This window comes from Cupriavidus sp. 01T418 (assembly GCF_056398885.1).
Window position 1 is genome coordinate 1 of sequence record NZ_JBFTQG010000074.1, and the last position, 19926, is coordinate 19926.

At 67.0% G+C, this 19926-nt stretch carries 12 protein-coding genes, 1 tRNA gene and 1 other RNA gene; 7 read left to right on the top strand and 7 right to left on the bottom strand.

Annotated features, from left to right (window positions below):
- A partial coding sequence (locus AC1DQ3_RS34750) for a DNA polymerase III subunit gamma/tau (protein ID WP_477124637.1) occupies positions 1-1404 on the bottom strand: 1404 nt, incomplete at its 3' end.
- Positions 1405-1486: 82 nt separating this feature from the next.
- Entirely contained in the window at positions 1487-3991 is a 2505-nt protein-coding gene (locus AC1DQ3_RS34755) for an adenosylcobalamin-dependent ribonucleoside-diphosphate reductase (protein ID WP_477124647.1), read from the bottom strand.
- Positions 3992-4170: 179 nt separating this feature from the next.
- On the opposite strand from AC1DQ3_RS34755, the gene ffs reads away from it, so the two are divergent.
- An RNA gene (gene ffs / locus AC1DQ3_RS34760) (signal recognition particle sRNA small type) lies at positions 4171-4269 on the top strand.
- 164 nt (positions 4270-4433) lie between these two features.
- Here ffs and AC1DQ3_RS34765 read toward each other — a convergent pair.
- The 4 genes from AC1DQ3_RS34765 to AC1DQ3_RS34780 form a co-directional block, all read right to left on the bottom strand.
- Positions 4434-5120, bottom strand: coding sequence for a phosphatase PAP2 family protein (locus tag AC1DQ3_RS34765; RefSeq protein ID WP_477124638.1), 687 nt, complete (start codon positions 5118-5120; stop codon positions 4434-4436).
- 278 nt (positions 5121-5398) lie between these two features.
- A complete protein-coding gene (locus tag AC1DQ3_RS34770; RefSeq protein ID WP_477124639.1) occupies positions 5399-9037 on the bottom strand; it encodes a UvrD-helicase domain-containing protein in 3639 nt (1212 codons plus the stop codon).
- Positions 9034-11988, bottom strand: coding sequence for a PD-(D/E)XK nuclease family protein (locus AC1DQ3_RS34775; protein ID WP_477124640.1), 2955 nt, complete (start codon positions 11986-11988; stop codon positions 9034-9036). Before AC1DQ3_RS34775 ends, AC1DQ3_RS34770 begins: the two co-directional genes overlap by 4 nt.
- Before the next feature lie 147 nt (positions 11989-12135).
- Complete coding sequence (locus tag AC1DQ3_RS34780; protein ID WP_477124641.1) at positions 12136-12402, bottom strand: hypothetical protein; 267 nt, start codon at positions 12400-12402, stop codon at positions 12136-12138.
- Between the two features lie 587 nt (positions 12403-12989).
- Here AC1DQ3_RS34780 and trxA point away from each other — a divergent pair.
- The 6 genes from trxA to AC1DQ3_RS34810 all read left to right on the top strand — a co-directional run bounded on the left by trxA (position 12990) and on the right by AC1DQ3_RS34810 (position 19735).
- Positions 12990-13316: a thioredoxin TrxA gene (trxA, locus tag AC1DQ3_RS34785; protein ID WP_477124642.1), complete on the top strand. Its 327-nt coding sequence runs from the start codon at positions 12990-12992 to the stop codon at positions 13314-13316.
- Positions 13317-13505: 189 nt separating this feature from the next.
- Positions 13506-14768 (top strand): transcription termination factor Rho, encoded by a 1263-nt coding sequence (rho, locus tag AC1DQ3_RS34790; protein ID WP_035868076.1) that lies wholly within the window; start codon positions 13506-13508, stop codon positions 14766-14768.
- Between the two features lie 196 nt (positions 14769-14964).
- Entirely contained in the window at positions 14965-15816 is an 852-nt protein-coding gene (locus AC1DQ3_RS34795; RefSeq protein WP_477124643.1) for a M90 family metallopeptidase, read from the top strand.
- A 209-nt stretch (positions 15817-16025) separates the two neighbouring features.
- Complete coding sequence (locus AC1DQ3_RS34800; RefSeq protein WP_477124644.1) at positions 16026-16289, top strand: type B 50S ribosomal protein L31; 264 nt, start codon at positions 16026-16028, stop codon at positions 16287-16289.
- Positions 16290-16546: 257 nt separating this feature from the next.
- Positions 16547-18334 (top strand): ArnT family glycosyltransferase, encoded by a 1788-nt coding sequence (locus AC1DQ3_RS34805; RefSeq protein WP_477124645.1) that lies wholly within the window; start codon positions 16547-16549, stop codon positions 18332-18334.
- A 21-nt stretch (positions 18335-18355) separates the two neighbouring features.
- Complete coding sequence (locus tag AC1DQ3_RS34810) at positions 18356-19735, top strand: MATE family efflux transporter (protein ID WP_477124646.1); 1380 nt, start codon at positions 18356-18358, stop codon at positions 19733-19735.
- 62 nt (positions 19736-19797) lie between these two features.
- Here AC1DQ3_RS34810 and AC1DQ3_RS34815 read toward each other — a convergent pair.
- Positions 19798-19874, bottom strand: a tRNA-Asp gene (locus tag AC1DQ3_RS34815).
- Positions 19875-19926: the final 52 nt, after the last annotated feature.

Here is a 19926-nt window from a genome sequence, read left to right on the forward strand (position 1 = left end):
CGACAGCGGCGCGCCGCCGGCGACAGCGGGCGCGACCGCCGGCGGTGCTGCCGGAGCCGCGCTCCGCGCCCGCACGGGCGCGGCGGGCTGGGCCTGGGCAGCAGGCCTGGGCGCAGCTGATTGCGCCTGGACTGGCGCTGGTTCGGCAGGAGGCGCCGCCGGCACGGCCGGCGGAACCTGCGGCAAGGCGGGAGCAGCCGCGGCAACAGCAGCCCCGGCAACCCGGCCCACCGGTGCGGCGGCGCCACGCGCGCGCGGTGCCAGTTGCCCGCCACCACCTTGCGCCGCGCCAGGCGCGGGGCTCGCCGACGGGCGGAACGCCAGCATCCGCAGCAGCGTCATGGTGAAGCCGGCGTACTCATCCGGCGCCAGCGCCAGCTCGCTACGGCCAAGATTGGCGATCTGGTAGAACAACTGTACTTCCTGCGCATCGAAGGCAGCGGCGAAGCGGCGCACTTCGGCGGCTTCCGGCCACTCTTCCTGGACCGAGGCAGGCACGGCCTGGGCCAGCGCGATCTTGTGCAACAGCGAGGCGAGATCCTGCAAGGCGCCGGCAAAGGACAGGCTGCGGTCGGCCATGCCATCCGCCACCGCCAGCATGGCAGCGCCGTCCTCGGCCGCCAGCGCATCCAGCAGTTGCACCAGGTAACCTTGATCGATGGCGCCCAGCATGCCGCGCACGGCAGCCTCGGAGACCTGCCCCGCGCTGTAGGCGATGGCCTGGTCGGTCAGCGACAGCGCGTCGCGCATCGAACCGTGCGCGGCCTGGGCCAGCAGGCGCAGCGCGTTGGCTTCACGGACGATGCCCTCCTCGCCCAGCACATGGTCGAGGTGGCTGACGATATGGCCGGGCGGCATCTGCTTGAGGTTGAACTGCAGGCAGCGCGACAGCACCGTCACCGGGATCTTCTGCGGGTCGGTGGTGGCCAGGATGAACTTGACATGCGCGGGCGGCTCTTCCAGCGTCTTCAGCATGGCGTTGAAGGCGTGGTTGGTAAGCATGTGCACTTCGTCGATCATGTAGACCTTGAAGCGCCCCGCCGTCGGCGCGTACACCGCCTTGTCGAGCAGGGAGGCCATCTCGTCGACGCCGCGGTTGGAGGCCGCGTCCATCTCGATGTAGTCGACGAAGCGCCCGCTGTCGATCTCGGTGCAGGCCTTGCACACCCCGCAAGGCTGCGCGGTGATGTCGCCGTTGCCGTCCGGCCCGAGGCAGTTCAGCGCCTTGGCCAGAATCCGGGACAGTGTGGTCTTGCCGACGCCCCGCGTGCCGGTGAACAGGTAGGCATGGTGCAGCCGCTGTTGCTCCAGCGCGTGCGTGAGCGCGCGGACCACGTGCTCCTGGCCGACCAGCGTGGTGAAATCCCGGGGGCGCCATTTGCGCGCTAGCACTTGATAACTCATGGCGGCGATTGTAGCAAAAGGCAGCCGTCGTTCAGGAGGGATTCAAGGGATCCGGCGATCCAGACCGCCGGGCCCCGCGCCGCTAGCCGCACTCGCCGACATAGCCGCAGTTGGCGCACTTGGCGCAGCCATCGATCTTGTGCAGGGCATGGGCGCCGCATTCGGGACAAGGCTTGCCCGAAGCCAGCCCCAGCGCCGCGGCCAGCGCGCCGCCGGCGCTGACCGCCGGTGCGGCGCCACGCCCGCCGGTGCCGCCATCATCGGTCCTTTCCCGGCCGGCCAGGCGCGTGGCAAGCGCCGCCACCGGCACCTGGGCGCCGTCGGCGTCGAGGAAGCCCCGCTTGATCAGGATGCGCTGCAGGGCATAGCCGATCGCCGCCACCTCGGAATCGTGGAAGCGGGGCGCCTCGGTGCCGTCCTGGCGCTGGATCACGCCGTAGCGCACCGTGCCCTTGTCCCACACCACATTGCGCATGTCCGCCAGCGCCTTGGCGATCGAGCCGCCCGAGCGCGCCACCATCGACAGCAGTCGCATGGTGGAAGTGATCCACTGCTGGCCGTCGTTGCGCTGCCCGGCCGGCATGAAGAATTCCACCGGGCGCTCCACCTCGACCGGCTTGCCGTCCAGCAGGCCCCCCACGCGCATGAAATTCACGGTCAGGTAGACCGTCTTGTGGCCCTCGTAGGTCATGTACCCGACCTTGGAGGTCACCCCTTCGAGGTCGCCCACCGGACGGCTCGCGAACGGCTTGCGCAGGGGGTCGTCCGTCAGCGCCGCGGGGGCCGCCAGGGCTTCGGCCGGCGGGGGCGTCACCGACAGCACCGCCCCCAGCACGCTGTTGGGCCGGTAGGTGGCGAGCCCTTTCAGCCCGGCCCGCCAGGCTTCCAGGTAGAGATTGCGGAAGGCCTCGTAGGGGTAGTCCTCGGGCACGTTGACGGTCTTGCTGATGCTGGTGTCGATATAAGGCTGCACCGCCTCGAGCATCTTCATATGATCGAGCGCCGACATCTGCAGCGCCGTGACGAAGCTGTCGGGCAGCTGCGTCATATCGCCGCCGAGGTGACGATAAAGGCGCCACGCATGGTCGGCCACCTCGAATACCTTGTAGCTGTTGTCCGCCATGCGCTTCTTGCGGTCATAGGTCCACGAGAAAGCCGGTTCGATGCCGTTCGATGCGTTGTCGGCGAACGCCAGGGTGATGGTGCCCGTCGGGGCGATCGACAGCAGGTGCGAATTGCGGATGCCATCGCGGCCGATCGCCTCGCGCACGGCTTGCGGCAAGCGCTGCGCGAAACCGCTGGCCAGGTATTCGCTGGTCTTGAACAGCGCAAAGGCGCCCTTCTCGCGCGCCAGCCCGGCCGATGCCAGGTAGGCAGTGTCGCGCATGACCTGCGCGATGCGTGCGGCCAACGCGCGCCCGGGCTCGCTGTCGTAGCGGATGCCCAGCATCACCAGCGCGCTGCCCAGCCCCAGGAAACCCAGGCCGATGCGCCGCTTGGCGTGGGCCTCGGCCTGCTGCTCCGGCAGCGGCCAGTAGGTGACGTCGAGCACGTTGTCCAGCATGCGTACCGCCAGCCGTACCACTTCGGCGAATTCCTGGAAATCGAAGCGGCTGTCGCTGGCGAATGGCTGGCGCACGAAGCGGGTCAGGTCGATCGAGCCCAGATCGCAGCAGCCATAGGATGGCAGCGGCTGTTCGGCGCAGGGATTGGTGGCCTCGATGCGCTCGCAATAATAGAGATTGTTGTCGTCGTTGATCCGGGACAGGAACAGGATGCCGGGCTCGGCGTGATCGTAAGTGGCGTGCATCACCTGGTCCCACAGCTGCCGCGCCGGCACGCGGCGGTAGACCCACTGGCCGTCGCCGCGACGATAGGCGCCGGCGGCGATGGTTTCCGCCGCGGGCTCCGCCTCATGCACCAGCTCGACCTCGCCATCGGCCTCGACCGCGCGCATGAAGTCGTCGCTCACGCCGATCGAGATATTGAAGTTGGTCAGCTCGCCATGGTCCTTGGCATGGATAAAGGTCTCGATATCCGGATGGTCGCAGCGCAGCACGCCCATCTGCGCGCCGCGGCGCGATCCGGCCGACTCCACCGTGGCGCACGAGGCATCGAACACCTTCATGAAGGACACCGGCCCCGAGGCGCGCGAATGCGTGCCCCTTACCAGCCCGCCGGACGGCCGTATCGCGGAGAAATCGTATCCGACCCCGCCACCGCGCCGCATGGTCTCGGCCGCCTGTGCCAGTGCCGTATAAATGCTGGGCTTGCCGCCAATGACAGTGGAGACCGAATCGCCCACCGGCTGCACGAAGCAGTTGATCAGCGTGGCCTCGATGCGCGTGCCCGCCGCGGAGTTGATGCGCCCGGCGGGCACGAAGCCCTGTTCCTGCGCCCACAGGAAGCGCTCGGCCCATTGCTCGCGCTGCGCCTCCGGTTCGGCCTCGGCCAGCGCGCGCGCCACGCGCAGGCGCACGTCGGCGGCGGTGGCTTCCTCGCCCTTGGCGTATTTTTCCAGCAATACCTCGCTGGAAATTTCCTGCGGCGGCAGCGTGGTACGGAGCATCTGGTCGTTGGCATTCATCGCGGGTCTCGCTGGTGACATGGTTGCCATATCCACTTGGCGGCTAACGTGTTCTCGTCCTCGCGGCGGCGGCTCCGGACGCACGCGGTGCCCTGGCGTTGCCTGGGCTATGTGCATCCGTTAACCAATTTCACGGGAAATCTGCCCGACTCCTCCGCCCTGGGTTACAATGCCGACCGGACGGGCCTCCTCGCATGGCGGCGCGGTCAACCTGGTCAGGTCGGGAACGAAGCAGCCACAGCCGTTTTCCGCCAGTGCCGAGGGTCGGGCTCGTCCCCTTCAAATTCCAAAATCCTTGTACGCCAATACTTTACGGCGAGACAAGGGCTTCCAGCCAGCCAGCGTGCCCTTTCAGTGTGTCACTTGCGATTGACCAAATGACGACTGACAAGATGGCAAAGCGATCCATTGGCCTTCACCGCTACCGCCCATGCAGGAAAATTCAGATGGACTTTAGCAGCGCGGAACCCACCAGGCGCAACTCGTCAAAATGGGTTACCAGTCCAAAGCTCAGCAGGAACATGCCCACATGGAACAAGCCTTGATTCCGGCTGGAAAAACTCAGAACCGGTACCGCTATAAGCTGGCGGCATCGCGCTCGATTCAGCAACAAGCACACTAACACCCCCAGCACGGCCCCTCCCAGCACGTCCGTCGGATAATGTAGCCCGACATAAACCCGCGACAGGCTAAACAGGCAGGCATACGCCAGCGCAAAGATGCCAATGCGCCAGGACGCCAGTAGCACGCCGGTCGCCATGGCGCACCACAGCATCGCATGGTCACTCGGGAAGGCGCTCCAGCTCCGGAGCCCTTCTTCCGCGGGAGCGAGAAAGCGCAATCCCAGTTCAGGGTTGATAACGGGGCGGACGCGGAATGGCAGCCAGTACGCCAGGAACCGGCCCAGCGCCAATGCGCAAAGGCCGGCGACGAGTGTCGTGATGACGATTTCCCGGTCGCGCTGCCTGGTCGGGCCGTCGCGGAACCAGATCCACCACAGCAGTGTAATGATTGGCAAGCCGCGCAGCATATAGAGATGCGTCATTGCCAACGCCGCGCGGTCCACGAACGCAGAGCGGAAAGCGAACTGGTTCAGGAAATGAATAATGGTGCTATCAAATGCATTCATCACGCCCTCCCGATTCAAAAAAACGCAATCGCGCCCTGCTGCCATGGCCGCCGATGTATCACCTGAACGGGTTACATGGCGATTAGCACGGTTGCCAAGTCGTTGTCTTTAAATGATTTTATTTTTTCGGAGTTGGGAAGGGTCGGGCTCGTCCCCCATTATCTGTTCTCCCAGTACTCCCCAGTACTCCCCCAGCAGTTTCCGCATCATCGCGCATTTTCGCGGCCTGTGCACCAAGTACGGGCACTCCCCCAGCCTTGTCATGATCCAGGACATACCTAGAACAGGGAGCCCTGGCGCTCCGTTTGCAGCATCTGCGCCGCAATCCACTCACCATCGGCCGTGGCTACGCCTGCCTCGACCACCCGCCCCGGGAACATCGGCCTGACCGCCGCCACATAGCGCGCGAGCTGCTGCGCGTAGGCGGCGTGCTCCTGCGGCAGCAGGCGCAGCTTGTAATCGATGATCACGACCCGCTCGGCAAATTCCACCAAACGGTCGATCCGCAGCAGGCGGCCGCGCGCATCGTAGAGCTCCACCTCGTTGCGCGCGCTGAGCGCCGCCTGCGGGAACAGCAGCGGCCGCAAGGCCGGGGCCTCCAGCATCAGGCGGGCAGCCTCCACGGCGGCATGCGCCTGGTCGCGCCACAGCGCGCGCGCCTGCGCTGTGCCGGCGCCGGCCAGCGGGAACCAGCGCATCACCACTTCGGCTTCGGGCAGTCCCTCGAACGCCTCGGGATAGCGCGTCACGCGCTCCAGCAACGCGTGCAGCAATTCGCCATGGCGAGCCGCGTCGGCGTCGAACACGATGGCGTGGCCATCCTCGCTCGGGCTCGCGCCCTGCCCGGCCTGCTCGTCTTCCCACTCCAGCACCGGTGCCAGCGCCTCGGCCGCCTCGCGGTAACGCTGGCGAAAATCGGTATAACGCACGCGCGCATCGTTGCTGGCAGCGCCGCCGGCCGCGTCCTGCGCGGTGGCCGGCGGAAAGGGCTCGACCTCCACGCCTGTCCTGGCCGCCAGCAGCCGCGCATACCAGCTCCCGGCGATCTCGCGATTGCCTTCGCCGCTGTCGGCGCTGTCGGCGCTACGTGACGCGCGTCCCTTGACGCCGCTCACCAGCAAGCCCTGGCGCGCGCGCGTCATCGCCACATAAAGCAGGTTCCAGTTTTCACGCTCGGCCAGCGCGGCCTCGGCCTCGAACAACGGCGCGCGCGCCAGCCCGCGCTCGCTGCGCTTGCCGTAGGCGGAGAAATGCACCGGCACCGGCGACGACGGCGGCCAGTCGATCAGGATGCCTGCGCGGTCCGGGGCGGCATCGCTGTGGTTCGCGTCCAGCAGCACGACGAACGGCGCCTCCAGGCCCTTGGCCGCATGGACGGTGAGGATGTGGACGGCGTCCTGCGCGCTACCGGCGCTATCGGCGTTATTGGCGGCATCCGCATCGGCTTCGCCCTCGGCGTCCTCCGCGCTGTCGGCCATGCCGCCTTCGTCGGGGCTTTCGCCTTCTTCGCCACGGCGGATTTCCCGCAGCTCGTCGATGAACTTCGGCAGGCTCGGGTAGCGGCCGCCATCCAGATCGAGCGAGAGTTTCAGGAACGCATCGAGGTTGGCCAGCACCTGGTCGCGGATCTCGGCCGGCGCGGCTTCGGCATAGCGCCGGCGCACTTCGCCGCCGTGGTAGATGTGATCGATCAGGTCATGCACCGGGCGATGCGGCGCCACTTCGAGCCAGTGGTGCAACCGCGCGATGCCGTCGCGCAGCGCGGGGCTGCTGAACTCGGGCAGCCCCTGCTGCTGCAGGCAGGCCCACCAGCCCGGGCGCGGCTCATGTGCCTGCGCCATCTGCGCAATGGCGATCAGGTCCTCGTCGGTGGCGCCGACCAGCGGGCTTTTCAGCACGTGGGCCAGGTCCAGATCGGACTCCGGCGTCATCAGGAAGGCCAGCAGCGCCGACAGGTCGAGCGCTTCGAGCGTGGCCAGCAAGCCGCCCCGGCGCGGACTCAGGCACGGGATGCCGGCCTCGCGGAAGGCGCGCTCGTATTCCGCCAGATGGGTCTTGCGGCGCACCAGCAAGTGGACGTCGCTCCAGCGCGCGGGCCGCGGGCCATCGCTGTCGGCGACCGGCACCGTGGCACGGATATGGCGCAGCCAGGCGGCCACGCGCCGGCCTTCTTCGAGGCGCAGCGAATCGCCTTCGTGCTGGCGTGGCTGGGTCAGCGTGTCGCGGTGTGCCGCGGCTATCGAGACAGCCTCGCCTGCTGCGCCGGTGGTTTCGGCCTCGGGAGCGATCTCCTCTTCGGGCTCGACCAGCGGCAGCAGCCAGATGGGGCCGCCGGGCTCGTCCAGCGCCGTGGTCTGCGTCTCGAACAGCGGATAGCGGCCGTCGGCGCGCGCGGCGTCGAATACCGCGTTGACCCAGTCCAGCACCTCGGGGCGATTGCGGCGGGTCCGGTTGGTGCGCAGCACCGTGGCGCCAAAGCCTGCCTGCAGCATCTCGCTGGCGGTCTGGAACAGACGCGCATCGGCGCGGCGGAAGCGATAGATCGACTGCTTGGGGTCGCCTACCAGGAACACGGTGGGCCGTTCTCCCAGCCCCGCGTAGCCGGCCAGCCAGCCTTGCAGGATGCGCCATTGCAGTGGGTTGGTGTCCTGGAACTCGTCGAGCAACAGGTGGCGGTAACGCGCGTCGAGCCGGACCTGCAGGTAGGTGGCGGTCTCTTCGTCGCGCATCAGCCGCGCGGCCAGCCATTCCAGGTCGGCGAAGTCCATCGCACGCTGCTCGGACTTGTGGTGCTGGTAGCGCGTCAGCAGCGCATCGCCCAGTTGGTAGAGCGCGAGGTTGACCGCCAGCACCGCCGCTTCGCGGCGGCGCTGCGCGACCTGCTCCAGCGCGGCGCACAGCGCGCCGTGCTCGGCAAGAAACGCCTCAACCATGGATTCGCCGCCCAGCGCCTTGGTCAGCGCCGCGGTGGCTCGCAGCGAGCGCGGCTTGCCGGCCGCGGTGAAGAACGCGTCGCGCAATACCGCGAAGGCGCGCTCGGCCAGCTCGCCCGCTTCGGCACCCGCCTCGCGCCAGGCGCGGATCGCCATGATCGCGTCGGCCAGCCGCGTAGCATGGGCCTGCTCGGTCTTGCCGCCCCGGCCCAGTTGCGAGGCCAGGCCCTGGCAGGCGTCGAGCCAGCTGTCGTCGGCCAGCACTTCGATCAGCACGTCGACCTGGGCATCCTCGCCAAGGTCCGCCGCGAGCGCTTGCGCAGGATCGCCGCTTTCGCGGAACGCCAGCCACTCGCTGCGCGCATGGAACATGGCATCGAGCAGCGCACGCGCCTGGAACTCGCCGATGGCGTCGACCAGCCGCTCGAACGCCGCGCGCAGGTCGGCATACGGCGGCGTCGCCAGCGCCTGCCAGAACGGCGCCCACGCCTCGCGCTTCATGCGCAGCGCGTCTTCGCGCAGCGTGGCGCCCGGTACGATGCCCGACGCAAGCGGCGCACCGCGCAACAGCGTACCGAACCAGCCGTGGAACGTATCGATGGCCATGCGGCCAGGCGCGGCGAGCACCTGCGCATGCAGGCCGCGCGCGCGCGGCAAGGCCGCGCGGGCCGCGTCCGGCGCCAGCCCGCGCTGCGTCAGCGCGGCGATCACCACGTCGTCATCGTCGCGCGCGAGTTGCGCGAGCACGTCCAGCAGGCGCTCGCGCATTTCCTCGGCCGCCTTGCGCGTGAAGGTGATGGCGAGGATCTCGTGCGGCGCCGCGCCAGCCAGCAGCAAGCGCAACAGGCGCGCCACCAGCAGCCAGGTCTTGCCGCTGCCCGCGCAGGCCTCGACCACCACCGAGCGCACAGGGTCGCAGGCGGCGCGCGTGAACTCGGCCTCGGCGATTGGCTCGCCATCGTGCAAATAGGCGTGGATGCTCATGCGCGCCCTCCCGCATGCGCAGCAACCCGCGGCGGCAACGCCGTGCTTTCCCAGAAACCCTTGCGGCACAGGCCGCGGGCAGTGCAATAGGTACAGGCGCTCGCATCGCCGAAGGCCGGCAGCGGCGCGTCCTGGCGCAAGCGCATCACGTCGGTGCGCAACTGCTGTTCGAGCCACGCCACCGCGGCGTCGAAATCGGGCAAGCCAATTTCGCGCTGGGATGCGGGCGGGCCATCCTTCACGCCCTCAAGCGCCACCCAGCTGCCACCCGCAACATCGGCGCGCAGCAATCCATAGAATGGCAACTGGCAATCCTCTTCCACATCCCCCACCTTGCGCTTGAGCCGCAGCACGCTCTGCGTCTTGTAATCGAGCACCGCACGGCTGCCGTCGCGGGCGCGGTCGAGCCGGTCGATGCGGCCGTTGACGCGCAGCGGCTTGCCGTCGGGCATGGGCAGGTCGACGGTGGCATCCAGCTCGCCGTCGTCCCAGAACCACCCTTGCGCCTCGCGTTGCGCCTGCCATGCCACGTAGGAAGGCAGCACTTCGCACCAGCGGCGGTAGTAGCCGATGGCGTTGCCGTCTTCCTTCATCAGCGCGCCGAACTCATGATCGGAAATCTCGCGCAATCGCGCCAGGCGCGCGGCCTCGTGGCGCAAGCCGTCCTGCGATGCCTCGCGGTGGTAGCGCAGAAGCACGCGGTGCAGCAACTCGCCGATATCGCGCTTTTCCAGGTCGTCGCTGACGACCTCCAGCCCGGCCAGCCCGAGCATGCGGCCGGCGAAGAACTGATAGGGACAGCGCCGCAGCATGTTGTACGCCTGCGCGCTCCAGCGTGCAGGCACCAGCTCGGACGCTGCCGGTGCGGGCATGCCGCCGACCTCGGCGAAGGTCTCGTGCAGCACCGGCAAGGCACTCGCCTCGATGGGCGCGCCCGCGCGCGCACACAGCGCGCTGAGCCGTTCGATCCAGCCCGACACGTGCCTGGGTTCGCCGCGCGCGCCCAGGCGCTGCCACGTCAGCACGATGTCATCGTTATTGAGCAAGACCTCGGCAAGGTCGCGCGCCTGCTGGGCAAAGCGTACCTCGCGGTCTTCCAGCGCCAGCTCGCGCCGCATCTGGTTGGAGAAGAACATCAGCTCCGCCGCGCTGGACGGCAGTTGCGCATCGTCGCACCCCACCACCACCACGCCATCGAAGCGGCGCATGCGCGCGCCGTTGAGCGGCAGGATGGTGATGCGCGCGGCGCCGCTGGCCGAGGGCTCCTTGTAGGCGACCGATTCGAGCAAGGCCGACAGCATGGAGCGGAATTCACCGAGATCGAGCGTGGCGAGCGCGCCCGTCTCGTCCTGCGGCAGGTCGGCGAGCCGCGCCAGCGCGTCGAGCAACTGGCCGCCCGCGTCGTCTGCGGCCAGCGCGTCGCGCATGCCGAGCACGTCGAGGGTGGCGTCGAGTCGCTCCAGCCAGGTGGACACCGGCTTCTGCGCGTTGCCGCGCGGCCAGGCAGCGGCTTCGGCTGCCAGACACTGCACCAGCTCGCACGCGGCCTGGCGCGCTGCGTGGCGGGCGTGCTGCCCGGTGTCATCGCCGGCATCATTCGCGTCCACATGCGATTCGTCGGCGACGTCCAGCCGGAAGCGCTGCTGCAAACGGCGCCAGCCGCCGCTGATGCCGTCGCGGCGAATCTGCCGCTCCAGCGCGGCGATGGCCGCGCCGCGCAACGGAAAATCCGGCAGGCAGAACGGGCTCTTGAGCAGGTCGAGCAAGGCCGAGGTGTCGCCGTCCTGATTGAGCAGGTCGAACCAGCGCATCAGCGCGGCGGCGGCGCGCGTGGTCGAGAGTTTCCAGCCAGTCTCGTCGCGCACCGGCGCACCGGCACGTGCCAGCAAGGCGCGTGCGCGCCGCGCCACCACGCGGTCGTGCGCCACCAGGGCCACGTGGCGCCGGCCCTCGTTGAGCCACTGCACAAGCTGGTCGGCAGCGGCGCCGGCTTCGTCCTCGAAGCGCGCGCTGCCGATCACGCGCACGCGCGGGCGCTGCGCCGGCAGCCCGCGCGGCGCACGGCGCGCGGCGGCTTCCTGCGCGCCGGGGAGCCGCGCCTCCGGCCACAGGGCCAGCAAGGTGTCGTACCAGTCGAACGCCCCTGCTTCATCATTGGCGTCATCATTGGCTTGTTTGCCTGCATCGTCATCGAGCGCGCTGCTCTGCGATGGCGTGGACTGCGCGGACCAGTCATAGCCGATGCGGAGCACCGGCACGAGTTCGGCGGCCTGCTGCAGGAACGCTTCCTCGATCGGCGTGGGCGGCGTCGGTCCCAGCCAGATCACCGGGCCGGCCAGGTGCTGGGCCAGCCGGTGCAGCACGCGGCGACGCGCCGGCAGCGGATCGTCCGGGCCCGACAAGGCTTGCCAGAAGGCCATGACGATGCGCGCTTCCTCGCCAAGGAAGCGGGAGGACAGGTGTGCGTAGGTTCGCTCCAGCGCGCCCTGCAGCAGCGCGGCACGGTCGTCGCCATCGATGTCGTCGTCGCGAATGGCTTCGTCGTCGAGCCAGCGCGCGCTCAGTTCGTCGCTGATGGTCAGCAGCGTCTGCGCCAGCCCCCAGGCCGCAGCCTCGGTCTGCGCACCGAAAGCGCGCCGCAGCCAGTCCTGCGCGCGGATCGCCTGCTGCACCGCCAGCAGCCGGGCCGCATGGCTGCGCACGGGAACCGGGTCGGGCGGCAGGTCGAGCAGCCAGTGGCCGAGCGTGAGCACGCGTGGCAGCAGGCGCGGCGCGCCGGCTGCGCGCACGGCAGCATCCAGCGCCTGGCGCACGCCGGGAATCTGCGCGGCGGTGRGCACCACCACGTGCGCGGCGGCTTGCTGCTCCCCGCAAAGGTCGAGGAAATGCCAGGCCGCGGCGGCGGCCTGCGGCAGGAAGTCGGGGCCGGAACGAAATTGCAGCGAAGTCATGAAGCGAGTGTGACGGCCGGAGCGGGAGTCATGGCACGTGGCGCGCTGCGCGCAGGGCGCACCCGCCTGGCCGGCAAATCCGGCGGGCGGTCGCACCGCGCGCGAAGAACGTGAGAACGTGAAAGCGCGGGAAAACCCGGATGGTATTCAGTGGCTGCCGCCTTCGATACGGGCGCGGATCTCGCGCGCGGTCTCCAGCAGGCCCTGGTAGCCCGAACGCGCATGCTCGGGCAGGTCTGGGTCGCCGATCAACGCGCCCAGTGTTTCGATGATGCTGTACAGCAGGCCTCTGGCAGCGCCGCCGGCAATGCTGTTCTGTTCGACCGCGCTATTGATGTGATCCAGCGCGTCGCTCATGTGCTCCACTTCAGGCGGCTGTTGCGGATCGGGCTTGGAAGGGCTGTCTGGCGTCATGGTCTATTTGCCTTGTCTGTTGCGCGGTAAGGCGCCGGGCGCGCGGGCCGGGCGCATGCCTGTATTCTACGCGCCCCGGCGCGCGCCGCTATCGATACATGGCGCGAGGTTTGCGCGTGCGCAAGACCGTGCCATGCCTGTGTTTTCACCTCGTGCGGGCCGCCTCGGGCTGTGCAGTCGGGCGCTGGATCCACAAGCTCGGCGCCTGGACCGAAGTGCCCGATAAAACACACGTCAAGCATGCCATGGCAGGCCAGGGGTAGCGTAATTGAAAAAAGCTCTTACCCCGATTAATACAATCACTCCACGGGGCTTGCCTTCCGGGGCAAAATGCCGCAATGCTTCGCCGCACAAATTGAAGGTTATCACCGCGTACGGCAACGCACCGTGACCTTGATGGGGACGGTATTGAATTTCCATCAACTGGTAACATATGAGCAAAACCCGCCTTCCGTGGCTGGCCCCTCGCTCGGGCCGCCCGTACCGGGTGAGGCGGTGCCCGACGGGTATGCGCAAACTCGTGTAATGTAGCGGTTCGGCAAATCCCGCCTTCAAATCAAACAGAGCGAAACCAGAGGTTTTCCGCCATGAGTGAACAAATCAAGTATGTGAGCGACGCCTCCTTCGACGCCGACGTGCTCAAGTCCGACAAGCCCGTCCTGCTCGACTTCTGGGCAGAATGGTGCGGTCCTTGCAAGATGATCGCCCCGATCCTCGACGAAGTGGCCAAGGACTACGGCGACAAGCTGCAGATCGCCAAGATCAACGTCGATGAGAACCAGCAAGTGCCGGCCAAGTTCGGCATCCGCGGCATCCCCACGCTGATCCTGTTCAAGGATGGCGCGGTTGCCGCGCAGAAGGTTGGCGCGCTGTCCAAGTCGCAGCTGACCGCCTTCCTCGACGGCAACCTGTAAGTCGCTTGCCCGGGGCCGGGCGCCGTCAGGCACCGCCCCGGTTGTAGCCACAATCCGACGTGCGTGCGCCAGCCATGGCGCACCGTCCGGATTGTGCTAAGATGGCACCAACAACTTCCCCGAGCGTTCGCTCATTTCCTCCCCCTCCCTTAGGTCCAGCCCGTCCGGGCGCCTCTGTACCCCTCGTCTATGCACCTGACAGAACTCAAATCGCTTCACGTGTCTGCGCTTCTCGAAATGGCCGCGACCCTCGAGATCGACAACGCACAGCGGATGCGCAAACAGGAGCTGATGTTTGCGATCCTGAAGAAGCGCGCCAAGCTGGGCGAAACCATCTTTGGTGACGGCACCCTGGAAGTCCTGCCGGACGGCTTCGGCTTCCTGCGTTCGCCGGAAACCTCATACCTGGCAAGCACGGACGACATCTACATCAGCCCTTCGCAGATCCGCCGCTTCAATCTGCATACCGGCGACACGATCGAGGGCGAAGTACGGACCCCCAAGGATGGCGAGCGCTATTTCGCGCTGGTGAAGGTGGACAAGGTCAATGGCCAGGCGCCTGAAGCGGTGAAGAACCGCATCATGTTCGAGAACCTGACGCCGCTGCACCCGAACCGGCCGCTCACGCTCGAACGCGAGATCCGCGCGGAAGAAAACATCACCGGCCGCATCATCGACATGATCGCCCCGATCGGCCGCGGCCAGCGCGCGCTGCTGGTGGCATCGCCGAAGTCCGGCAAGACCGTGATGCTGCAGCACATCGCCCACGCGATTGCCAACAACCATCCGGAAGCCGACCTGTTCGTGCTGCTGATCGACGAACGCCCGGAAGAAGTGACTGAAATGCTGCGCTCGGTGCGCGGCGAAGTGGTAGCGTCGACCTTCGACGAACCCGCCATCCGCCACGTGCAGGTTGCCGAAATGGTGATCGAGAAGGCCAAGCGCCTGGTCGAGCTCAAGCGCGACGTGGTGATCCTGCTGGACTCGATCACCCGCCTGGCACGCGCCTACAACACGGTGGTGCCGGCTTCGGGCAAGGTGCTGACCGGCGGCGTGGACGCCAACGCACTGCAACGCCCGAAGCGCTTCTTCGGCGCTGCGCGCAACCTGGAAGAAGGCGGCTCGCTGACCATCATCGCCACCGCGCTGATCGAAACCGGCAGCCGCATGGACGACGTGATCTACGAAGAGTTCAAGGGCACCGGCAACATGGAAGTGCATTTGGAACGCCGCCTGGCGGAAAAGCGCGTCTATCCGTCGATCAACCTCAACAAGTCCGGCACCCGCCGCGAGGAACTGCTGATCAAGCCGGATATCCTGCAAAAGGTATGGGTGCTGCGCAAGTTCATCTCGGACATGGACGAAGTGCAGGCCATGGAGTTCATCCTCGACAAGATGAAGGCGACCAAGAACAACGCCGAGTTTTTCGATATGATGCGCAGAGGCGGCTGATCGTTTGCTGTACCGCGCGCGGCAGTTCGCGCGCCGGTATCGCACAGGAAGGGCGTGCCCAGGCGCGCCCTTCTTGCATTTGCGCCGGACCATTTGTGCCCGACGGCCCCTTGCTTGCCGATGTCCTGATCTGGCGTCGGGTCCCGCGCTCCGTTTCATGCACGCGATACCTCGATGCCACACCTGCAGGAGCCCCATGTTCGGCCGACTGAGCCACTTCCTGCGTGCGCGCTCGCGCGTGCGCAAACTCGAGCACTACGCGATCCCCGATGCGCTGTGGGCACACACGGTGGCAAGCCTGCCGTTCGTGCAGCACTATGGCGCCGCCGACCTTGCCGCCTTGCGCGAACTCGCCACGCTCTTTATCGCCGAAAAGGAATACTCCACCGCGCACGACCTGCCGCTGACCGACGAGATGGTGACGATCGTGGCGGTACAGGCCTGCGTGCCCATCCTCAAGCTGGGCATCGAGTGGTATCGCGGCTGGCGCGGCATCGTGCTCTATCCTGGTGAATTCGTCATCCGCCGTACCGTCGAGGATGATATCGGGCTGGTACATGGCGTGGTCGAGGAAGCCAGCGGCGAAGCCTGGGAGCACGGCCCGGTCATCCTGTCCTGGCCCGATGCGAAGACGCCCGGCGGCGGGATCAACGCACGGCACGCGCACCCCGACGACAGCTACAACGTGGTCATTCACGAGTTCGCCCACAAGCTCGACATGCTCGACGGCGAGCCCGACGGCGTGCCACCCTTCTCGCGCGTGCTCCACCCTGGCATCGACCGCGAGCAGTGGGCGGAGACCGTCCTGTCCGAGTACGACCGCTTTGCGGAAGCGTGCGACAGGCAATCCGACCACGCCTGGGACCATCCGGAGCGGCTGCCGCCGGCGCTGCGGGTGATCGACCCCTATGGCTGCGAAGCGCCGAGCGAGTTCTTCGCGGTGGCGTCGGAGACCTTCTTTGTCGAGCCGACCTGCCTGCGCCGGCATTGGCCTGTGCTCTATGACTCGCTCGCAGCGTTCTACCGCCAGGATCCGGCCGCGATGTGAATGAAGAGCCATGTTCAGGCGCGGTCGCCGGTGTTGTGTCTGGCACATTCAAATCTTGCCCAGCCTTTTGTTTTTCTGCGATAATCCCGGATTGTCCGTTATCGGCAAGTGGTTCGTTCGCCGCAATACTCAATACTCGGTACTGGCAACAGTGAGTGGCAACAGCGCGGCAATCAACGGACTGGCTACCCAACCTGAAAGGAAACATCATGAAAGAAGGCATTCACCCGAATTATCGCGAAGTCGTGTTCCTCGACGTGTCGAACGACTTCAGCTTCGTGACCCGCTCGACCATCCAGACGCGCGACACGATCACCCGCGACGGCAAGGAATACCCGCTGGCCAAGATCGAAGTCTCGTCGGAATCGCACCCGTTCTACACCGGCACCCAGAAGATCATGGACACGGCCGGCCGCGTCGAGAAGTTCCGCCAGAAGTTCGGCAGCAAGCTGGGCAAGTCCGCCGCGAAGTAATTCGCGCCGCGAGCCCGCTCGCTGCACGGCGTCGGACGATGCTCCGGCGCCGCGCACACAAGCAAAGAGGCAGCAGCGGCTGCCTCTTTGCTTTTGCAACCCTCGTGCGGATGGCGCCCATGGCGCCAGCGCCGGGCGCACCTCGTCCGATACCGATAGCATTGCGTATTTTGCCCCGCGTTGCCGGCGCATGCGCATGAGCCGGATGTAGCCAACCGGGAGCGCCTGCCCCGGCCGCCCCCAAGCCCAACCGATCAATGAGCGCAGCCAAGACTTCCCGTGTCCACCTGACCGCAGCCGCCACCGGCACGCTTCCGCGCGCGCTGTTGCTGGCCATCTGCATCATCTACGGCCTGGCCGGCCTGTTCGGCCGCGACCCGTGGAAGAACGAGGACGCGGCCGGTTTCGGGGTGATGTGGCAACTGGCCACCGGGAATGGCCAGGACTGGCTGATGCCCAATATCGTGGGCCGCCCTTATGGCGAAGATGGCCCGCTGGTGTTCTGGGTCGGCGCCCTGATGATCCGCCTGTTTGGCGGCTGGCTCGGCGCGCCGGACGCGTCGCGCCTGGCAACCGCACTTTTCTACTTCGGCACCTGCGTCCTGATCTGGTACGCCACCTATCTGCTTGGCCGGCGCGCCGAGGTACAGCCCTTCGCCTATGTCTTCGGCGGCCAGCCCAATGCGCGCGACTACGGCCGCACACTGGCCGACGGCGCCTTGCTGATCTTCCTCGCCTGCGTGGGCCTGGCCATGCGCGGCCACGAAACCACGCCGCAGGTGGGCCAGGTTTGCTTCGTCGCCATGAGCCTGTATGGCATGGTGCGCAGCCTGGACAAGCCGATCCAGGGCGGCATCTGGCTGGGCGTCGGGCTGGGCGCGCTGACCCTGTCCAGCGGGCCGATCATTCCATCAGTGCTGCTGGCGTCGATCATCGTCTGCGGCCTTGCCTGCAAGCCCCTGCCCTTGCCGCGGCTGGTGCTGGTGTGCGTGCCGCTGGCGCTGGCGCTGGTGGCAGCCTGGATGGCCGCCGCCTACTTCGGCGCCACCGACCCCAACGATGCCGTGACGTTTATCCGCGAGTGGTCGCGCTACGACCGCCACACGTATGGCGCGCCGAACGCCACCGCGCTCAACTTCGTCGCGCGCAACCTGCTGTTGTTCACCTGGCCGGTATGGCCGATTGCCTGCTGGACCTGGCTGAGCTGGTCGGGGATGCGCCGCGCGCCGCATGTGGCGCTGCCGCTCGCCCTGCTGCTGCCGCCGCTGATGATGCTGTTCCTGCTGCGCTCGCCCGGCGACGTGCAGTTCATCCTGCTGCTGCCGCCGATGGCAGTGCTTGCCGCATTCGGCCTGCCGACGCTCACGCGCGCGGCCATCAATGCGATCGACTGGTTCGCCCTGCTGTTCTTCACCATCTTCGGCGGCTTTGTCTGGTTCATGTGGATCGCCAGGACGACTGGCCAGCCGCCGCGCATCGCCGCCAATATCTATCGCCTGCTGCCGGGCTTCCAGCAGGACTTCACCATCAGCGCGGTGATCTATGCGCTGCTGGTGACGGCGGCCTGGATCCTGATCGTACGCTGGCGGCTCTCGCGCGCACCCAAGCAGATCTGGCGCCCGGTGGTGATCTCGGCGGCCGGCACCACATTGATGTGGGTGCTGGCGATGACCCTCTGGATGCCATCGATCAACTACGGCAAGACCTATCGCGACGTGGCGCAAGCCGCTTCCATGGCCCTGCCCGCCACATATAGCTGCGTGCAGCCGATCCGCATGGGCGACGCGCAACTGGCGTCGTTCGCGTACTTCGGCCATATCCGTTTTGGCGGCCCGACCGATGGCTGCGACATCCTCCTGCGCCATGATCCGGTCGACTATGGCGAGCCCACCAGCATTTCGCATTTCGAATGGCGCCTGGTCTGGGAAGGCCGCCGGCCCTCGGACCGGGACGAGCGCTTCCGCATGTATCGCCTGGTCGATATGTCCCATGTCACGCCGCCCAAGCCCAGCCTGCCGACGCGCAGGCTGCCCCGCCATCCCTGAATCGGCGCGCTGGCGCATCGCATGAACGCAGTACAGGATATCCGCCGGATTTCCATGCTGGCGGCGCCAGTCCTGGTCGGCCAGCTCGCGGTGATTGCCTTCGGCGTCGTCGATACCATCATGGCGGGACGGGCTTCGGCCATCGACCTGGCCGCCGTTGGACTGGGTGGCTCGATCTACGTCACGGTCTACATCAGCCTGATGGGGGTGCTGCAGGCGCTCGCACCGATCGCCGGGCAGCTGCATGGCGCAAGGCGCACCGCCGAAATCGGCAGCGAGGTCAGGCAAGCCGCCTGGCTGGGACTGGCGCTGGCCATTCCTGGCATGCTGCTGCTCCTGTTTCCGGGCCCGTTGCTGCAATTTGCCCAGGCACCGCCCGAACTGGTCGAGAAGGCAACCGGCTATCTGCATATCCAGGCGTTCGGCCTCCCGGCCGCCCTGGGCTTTCGCATCTACTCCGCGCTGAACAATGCCTTGTCGCGCCCGGTGATGGTGACCGTGCTGCAACTCGCCGGGCTGGCGGTGAAGATTCCGCTCAATGCCTGGTTTATCGGTGGCGGCTTCGGCATCGCGGCGATGGGCGGACCCGGCTGCGCGCTGGCCTCGACGCTGATCAGCTGGATCTGGTGCATCTCGGGCGTCCTGATCCTGCGGCGCAACGCGGCCTACCGCCCCTTGCAGATCTTTTCCAACTGGGCCTGGCCACAGGCACGGCCGATCCGGGCGTTGCTGCGACTGGGCGTGCCAATGGGGCTGACCTACCTGATCGAGATCACCTCGTTCACGCTGATGTCGATCTTCATCACGCGCATGGGTACCGTCGTGCTGGCCGGCCACCAGATCATCGCCAACCTTGGCGCCGTGGCCTACATGCTGCCGCTCTCGCTGGCAATCGCCACCTCGACCCTGGTAGCGCAGTCCATCGGCGCGCGCGATCCGGCCGCGGCACGCCGCATTGCCCGGCGCGGCATCTGCCTGGCGGCGTCGCTGGCGGTCATGGTCGGCGCGCTGCTGTGGATCCTGCGCGAGCCGCTGCTGCATGCCTATGCGAAGGACCCGGCGGTGGTCAGCGCCGCCCTGCCGCTGATGTTGTTCATCGCTTTCTACCAGGCCTTCGACGCGGTACAGGTCATGACGGCGTTTATCCTGCGCGCCTACAAGATTGCACTGGTGCCGACCTTGATCTATGCGCTGTCCCTCTGGGGCGTCGGGCTGGGCGGCGGCTACGTGCTTGGCTTTGGCCTGATCGACGCCCTGCCGCCCTTCACGCGTGGCGCCGCGGGATTCTGGATGGCCAACAGCATCAGCCTGGCCATCGCCGGCTCGTTGCTGGTATTTTATTTCGTCACCGTCAGCCGGCGCCACGGCAGCCAGGCCGGTGCCCTGACGGGTGGCGCATGAATGATATTCGGCACCACGCAAAAAGAAAAAACCCGCATGGCGTAACCATGCGGGCTTAGTGTTGGCGGAGTGGACGGGACTCGAACCCGCGACCCCCGGCGTGACAGGCCGGTATTCTAACCAACTGAACTACCACTCCATACTCTTGCTTATCGCCACGAGCCAAAAGCTCCCGACGACAGACCGAACGT

What these genes read in the sequence shown, in the direction of transcription:
- AC1DQ3_RS34755 (WP_477124647.1), bottom strand. Translation starts at nt 3,991, where the DNA reads ATGAATGCCAACGACCAGATGCTCCGTACCACGCTGCCGCCGCAGGAA.
- AC1DQ3_RS34765 (WP_477124638.1), bottom strand. Translation starts at nt 5,120, where the DNA reads ATGAATGCATTTGATAGCACCATTATTCATTTCCTGAACCAGTTCGCT.
- AC1DQ3_RS34770 (WP_477124639.1), bottom strand. Translation starts at nt 9,037, where the DNA reads ATGAGCATCCACGCCTATTTGCACGATGGCGAGCCAATCGCCGAGGCC.
- AC1DQ3_RS34780 (WP_477124641.1), bottom strand. Translation starts at nt 12,402, where the DNA reads ATGACGCCAGACAGCCCTTCCAAGCCCGATCCGCAACAGCCGCCTGAA.
- trxA (WP_477124642.1), top strand. Translation starts at nt 12,990, where the DNA reads ATGAGTGAACAAATCAAGTATGTGAGCGACGCCTCCTTCGACGCCGAC.
- rho (WP_035868076.1), top strand. Translation starts at nt 13,506, where the DNA reads ATGCACCTGACAGAACTCAAATCGCTTCACGTGTCTGCGCTTCTCGAA.
- AC1DQ3_RS34795 (WP_477124643.1), top strand. Translation starts at nt 14,965, where the DNA reads ATGTTCGGCCGACTGAGCCACTTCCTGCGTGCGCGCTCGCGCGTGCGC.
- AC1DQ3_RS34800 (WP_477124644.1), top strand. Translation starts at nt 16,026, where the DNA reads ATGAAAGAAGGCATTCACCCGAATTATCGCGAAGTCGTGTTCCTCGAC.
- AC1DQ3_RS34805 (WP_477124645.1), top strand. Translation starts at nt 16,547, where the DNA reads ATGAGCGCAGCCAAGACTTCCCGTGTCCACCTGACCGCAGCCGCCACC.
- AC1DQ3_RS34810 (WP_477124646.1), top strand. Translation starts at nt 18,356, where the DNA reads ATGAACGCAGTACAGGATATCCGCCGGATTTCCATGCTGGCGGCGCCA.